The 5,471-nt window shown below is 49.5% G+C and carries 3 protein-coding genes; all 3 read right to left on the minus strand.

Features of this window, described 5'->3' with window-relative positions; translation table 11 throughout:
• Window positions 1–93: 93 nt before the first annotated feature.
• The 3 genes from HC231_RS05840 to HC231_RS05850 all read right to left on the minus strand — a co-directional run bounded on the left by HC231_RS05840 (window position 94) and on the right by HC231_RS05850 (window position 5,090).
• The gene (locus HC231_RS05840; RefSeq protein ID WP_208230126.1) at window positions 94–1,455 is read right to left on the minus strand and encodes an HlyD family type I secretion periplasmic adaptor subunit; all 1,362 of its coding nucleotides are present in this window, start codon (window positions 1,453–1,455) and stop codon (window positions 94–96) included.
• A complete protein-coding gene (locus tag HC231_RS05845; RefSeq protein ID WP_208230127.1) occupies window positions 1,442–3,628 on the minus strand; it encodes a type I secretion system permease/ATPase in 2,187 nt (728 codons plus the stop codon). Before HC231_RS05845 ends, HC231_RS05840 begins: the two co-directional genes overlap by 14 nt.
• A 106-nt stretch (window positions 3,629–3,734) precedes the next feature.
• Window positions 3,735–5,090, minus strand: coding sequence for a TolC family outer membrane protein (locus tag HC231_RS05850; protein WP_208230128.1), 1,356 nt, complete (start codon window positions 5,088–5,090; stop codon window positions 3,735–3,737).
• Window positions 5,091–5,471: the final 381 nt, after the last annotated feature.

Raw genomic sequence — 5,471 nt, forward strand, 5'->3', positions numbered from 1 at the left:
GATAAACATGGAGATAAGGTTTTCCGTGTTTTCTGCCCTTGGGAACGTTATCAAATTCAAGCCGCGCTCGCTCAGGAGGCGGCTTTATTTCACTTATCTTTCCCGCAGCGCTTCCGCTCTGGCGCGTAGGATCGGTTTTAGCAGGTAGCTGAGAATAGTTTTCTTTCCTGTCATAATATCGACCGTCGCCACCATGCCCGGAATAATCAACAGGGGTTTCTCTGCGGTTCCCAGATAGTTTTTATCCGTACGCAGCCGGATAATATAGAAACTATTGCCTTCTTTATCCGTTACCGTATCAGGACTAATCTGCTCCAGATGTCCTTTTAGTCCGCCATAGATGGTGTAGTCGTAAGCGGTGAGCTTAATAATGGCTTCCTGGCCGGGATGCAGAAAAGCGATGTCCTGCGGACGGATTCTGGCCTCGACCAGCAGGTTATCATCCAGCGGGACGATCTCCACCAAATCGCTGCCTGGCTGAATAACGCCGCCAATCGTGTTCACCAGAATTTGTTGCACGATACCGCGTACCGGTGAAACCACCAGCGTACGATTGACCCGATCCTCCAATGCCTTGCCGGTGGCGGCAAGCTTGTTCAGGTTGGTCTGGGCCTCGTTCAACTGCGATAATGCCTCGCTTTTATAACGCCCGCTGGTTTCCTGGATCTTGTTCTCGATCTCTTTAATGGCCGATTCAGCGCGGGGGATCGACAGCGTGACGGATTCAAGCTGGCCTTTGGTTTCCACTTCTGCGCGCCGTAAACGCAGCACCTCCACTTTGGAAATCGCGCCTTCGGCGATAAGCGGTTCAGACATCCTTATTTCCTGTTGCAGCAGATTTAGACTGTTGCGGAACTGGATTTGTTTGGCGGAGAAATCCCGTAGTTCCTGCCGGCGTTGTATCAATTGTTCTTCCAGCCCGGATATCTCGTTATGAAATTGCTGGCGCCGACTGTTATATAGCTCTCGTTCACCCTTAGCCACTTCCGGCGATCGGGCGGCGATGTCTGCGGATAACGTTAAATCCTGATCGTTAATTTCGGCATTCAGGCGTTCAATCCGCAGGGTCAGAGCAAGACGGTCGGCTTCAGTCTCCCCTACGTTGGACGCAAAGCGGGTGTCGTCAAGCCGTAGCAGAGGATCGCCCGCCTGAACGACCTGGCCTTCACGTACAAACAGTTCGGTAACGATACCGCCTTCAAGGTTTTGGACCTTTTGTAGCCGGGAGGAGGGTATCGCTTTGCCGTTACCGCGGGTGACTTCGTCAATGTTTGCAAATCCTGCCCATAGAATAAAAAACAGGAAAAAAGCTCCGATGCTCCACAGCGTAATGCGAATGACTCTGGGGGAGTCCTCTACTATGGCGCGGCTGACTTCGGGCATGGTATGAAAGTTATCTTCATCACGTCCGACAAAATAACGCCTAATGCGTTTAGCATACTCAACGAGACGCATTGATCTGTCCCTTTTTTAAGGCATCCATCACGATGGCTTTCGGGCCATCGGCAATAATTCGCCCTTTATCAACAATAATTAACCGATCGACTAACGCCAGCATTGACGCCCGGTGCGTCACCAGTAACAGCGTTTTGTTGGCGATCGCGGGGAAAAGCGCCTTTTTCAGCCGATCTTCACTGGAGTTATCCATCGAGCTGGTTGGCTCATCGAAAATTAGAATCGGCGGATCGAGCAGTAGAGCTCGGGCAACTGCGACCGCCTGACGTTGACCGCCGGATAATTGCTGACCTCGTTCGCCAACCTGAAGGTTGTAACCATCAGGATGCAGACGGGCAAATTCATTAACGCCCGCTATTTCGGCTGCTTGCAGCATACTTTCATCTTCAACGTAACGAGCGCCGATAATCAGGTTATCGCGCAGCGATCCGCTGAACAGCTGGATATCCTGTGGCACGTAGCCGATATTGTGCCGCAGGTCGCCGACATCCAACTGACGCACATCGACGCCATCAATCAGGATATTGCCTGAGTCGGCCTGATAGAGATTAACGATCAGTTTCTGCAGCGAGCTTTTGCCCGAGCCGCTTCGTCCGATAACGCCGACTTTTTCGCCGGCGGCGATGGAAATATTTATTCCTTTTAGTGAGCTATTTTTCTGCTCGGGGTAATTAAACGTCACATCGCGAAACTCGATGCTGCCGCGAATGCTTTCCCGTTTTAACGGATGTTCATTATCATTACGCTCTTGCGGCAACTGCATCATCTGTTCGGTGGTGGTCATCGTCAGCCTGGCCTGCTGATAACGCGTGACCAGCCCGGACAGTTGCCCCAACGGTATAAGCGCCCGGCCGTTAAGCATATAGCAGGCGATTAATCCCCCCATGCTGAGTTTGCCGTCAATCAGCATATATACGCCGACCACAATCATGGCGACGCCGGCAAATTGCTGGATCCATTGGGTCAGATTAACCGCCAGCGATGACAAAGTTTTGGCCCTCATTTCCAACCGGCTTAGACTGCCAATGGTTTGCTCCCACTGGTATTGTCGTTCGCTCTCTGCGTTGTTGACTTTTATTGCGTCCAGACTGCTCAGGGTTTCAATCAGCGTTGCTTGCCGCTCGCTGGCGAGGTGCATCGTTTTTTCAATCGCCGCCGTTAGCGGTTTCTGTAACGCCCAACTGGCAAGCAAAGCAATTGGATAGGCAAGAATGGAAACCCAGACCAATGGCCCGCCGATAATCCCGATAACCAGCAGCAGTAATAAAGTGAAAGGGAAATCGATAAGGGTGGTCAGCGTTAATGACGAAAGAAAATCCCTGAGTGATTGAAACTCATGGATATTCTGGGCAAAGTTACCCACCCGCGCCGGACGCGCTTTCATCGACATGCCGGTGATGCGTTCAAACAGCGTGGCTGAAATAATCAGATCGGTTTTTTTGCCGGCAATATCAAGGCAAATACCGCGCAATGTTTTCAATATCAGATCAAAGATAAATGCGCCGGTAATACCTGTCGCCAGCACCCATAAGGTTGCCGTTGCCTGGTTGGGCACCACCCGGTCATAAACATTCATGACAAACAGCGGGGTCGCCAAGGCGATGATATTAACCAGCAAACTGGCGAGAATGGCATCCATATAAAGGAAGCGCGATAGTTTTAGCGTATCTTTGAACCAGGATTTAGTGCGGGGGATGAGAGAATCAGACTGAATATCGAACTGGTGGCGGGGTTGGGCAAACATCACCAGCCCCAGATAGTCTTGCTGTAGTGTATGGCGGTCGACCGTAATTTCCCCGCCCTCCGTTTCACTGGGCATGATGCGGGCATCGCCATCGGCATTCCAGCCCAATAAAATTGCGGCTCTTCCTTCTCGCAATAACAACATTGCCGGAAGCGACATTGCGGCGATTTTATCCAGTGAACGCTTAAGCACTCTACCTTGCAAACCTGCGCGAGCCGCCGCTCTGGGGAGTAATTTTACCGATAGACGTTGCGCGGCCAGCGGCAATCCCGCCGTTAGCGTTGACCTGCTGACCGATTTCCCTTGCAAAGAGCAAAGTATCAGTAGGCTATCCAGCAGGGGATCGTCGTGACGGCTACGAGGGTCGCTGTGCTCTTGGACAACCGCTTCATCAGGATTATTGGTATCGTGAACAGAATGCAACTTCATTTAACTGAGTTTTTCCTTTCGCAACGCAATCCCTGCAACAGATAAAATGTGTAAATAAACAGTTCTCCGCCTTATACGGAGAACTGATATGTGTCGGTATGGCTTATTAATTTAATCCGGGTAACTCTGCGTGAGTCGTCACGTTAGTCAGGCTACTACCTGCCGCCGGCGCTGGAATCGATAAACTATTCAGTAAATCACCCATGCGTGATTTTATCCGATATTCGGTAAATAGCGCTATAAATCGGACTTCCACCAGGCGGCGCTGTGCGGTAAATAGCTCATTTTCACTGTCCAGTAAGTCTAACAGCGTTCTTTCGCCCAGGCTGAACTGTTTCTGGTAAGCGGTACGCACCCGCATGCTGCGATCGGCATACTCTGCGGCAATAGGAAGCTGCTGACGAGCGTTATTTAACGCGGACCAGGACAGGCGGAGCTCTTCATTGAGTTGGCGCAGGGCGTTGTTCCTTATATCCTGAGCTTCTTTGATTTGATAAGCCTTTGACTCCATGCGGTTTTTTCTGCTGCCGCCTTCGTACAGGTTATAGCGCATTCTTACCATCGCCTGCCATTCGTTGTTGTGACCGCGAGCGCCATCAATGTTGTTATCCATATTGCGAGCCAATTCAATATCTACCCGCGGATAAAAAGAGGATTTTGCCGCCTCGTACTGTTTTTCAGTCGCTTCAATGTCGGACTCGGCGGATTTCAATGACGGGTTATTTGCCAGCATGATACGCCGCGCTTCTTCCAGAGAAGCCGGCAGCGTGATGGTGGAAGCGCTAGGAATGGTCAGATGCTCCGGCTCCTTACCAACTACGCTGTAGTAATTGGTCCGAGCATCATCCAGGTTGGTTTTTTCCGTCAATACGTTATTGCGGGCCTGGGCTAGACGGGCCTCCGCCTGTTCCATATCGGCAAGACGGCCGACGCCTTGCTCGCTGCGCAGTTTTATCTGATCGTAAATACGTTCATGGCTGGCGAGATTGATTTCTGCGAGGCGTACAAACTCCTGGCGCTGCAACACATCAAGATAAACCTGCACGGCATCTAATGCGGTGCTTTCACTGGCGGTTAATACTTTATAGGCGCGGGAGTTGACCGTAGCGCGTTGCCGCCCAACCTCACTTGGGGTGGCGAAGCCGTCAAAAACCATCTGGCTTACGCTGATGCCGGATTCACTGCGATTCAGATCGACTCTATGATCGCCGCTGGCGCGAGTGGAAACGCTATCCGTTTCTTCGCGACCGATTCCTGCATTCAACGTTACGGAAGGGAGATATCCCCCTTTGGCGGCACTTAAGTCATGTTCCGCAGAGAAACGGCTATTAATTGAGGCGCTGACTTCAGGATGGGTGTTGAGCGAATGTTTAATTGCGTCCTGAATAGTATCAGCATGGGAGTAATTACTAAAAACCGTAATGAAAAACAAAGTAGATAATCTATATTTATTATAAGGCATGGCATTATTTTCCTGCGCAAATGTTAATTTGTGATTTTTCCTATTTTTATTAAAGATTAGTTATATTTATAAGTTGACAATTAACCGATAATAACATAATCAATATCAATAGGTTACCTTTTGTGGGGAAATGAAAATCATTTAAAGCATCTTATTTACTCAATATGAGTAAAGTTCTGGAAAGAATATGCCGAATTTTTTATTATATTGGTCATTGAGTCAAGAGATTGGCACATAAGAAAGTCAGTTTACGGCGACACCACAATCAGTTTTTTAGGATGCTTGTACAGCAAGACCACCTCATCAGGATGATGGCATAAATTCTATTATCAAAAATTATCTGTAGTACAAAAATAATAATAGATATCAAGGGGAACTATT

It is taken from the genome of Brenneria izadpanahii (assembly GCF_017569925.1).
In the GTDB taxonomy this organism is placed as follows: Bacteria; Pseudomonadota; Gammaproteobacteria; order Enterobacterales; family Enterobacteriaceae; genus Brenneria; species Brenneria izadpanahii.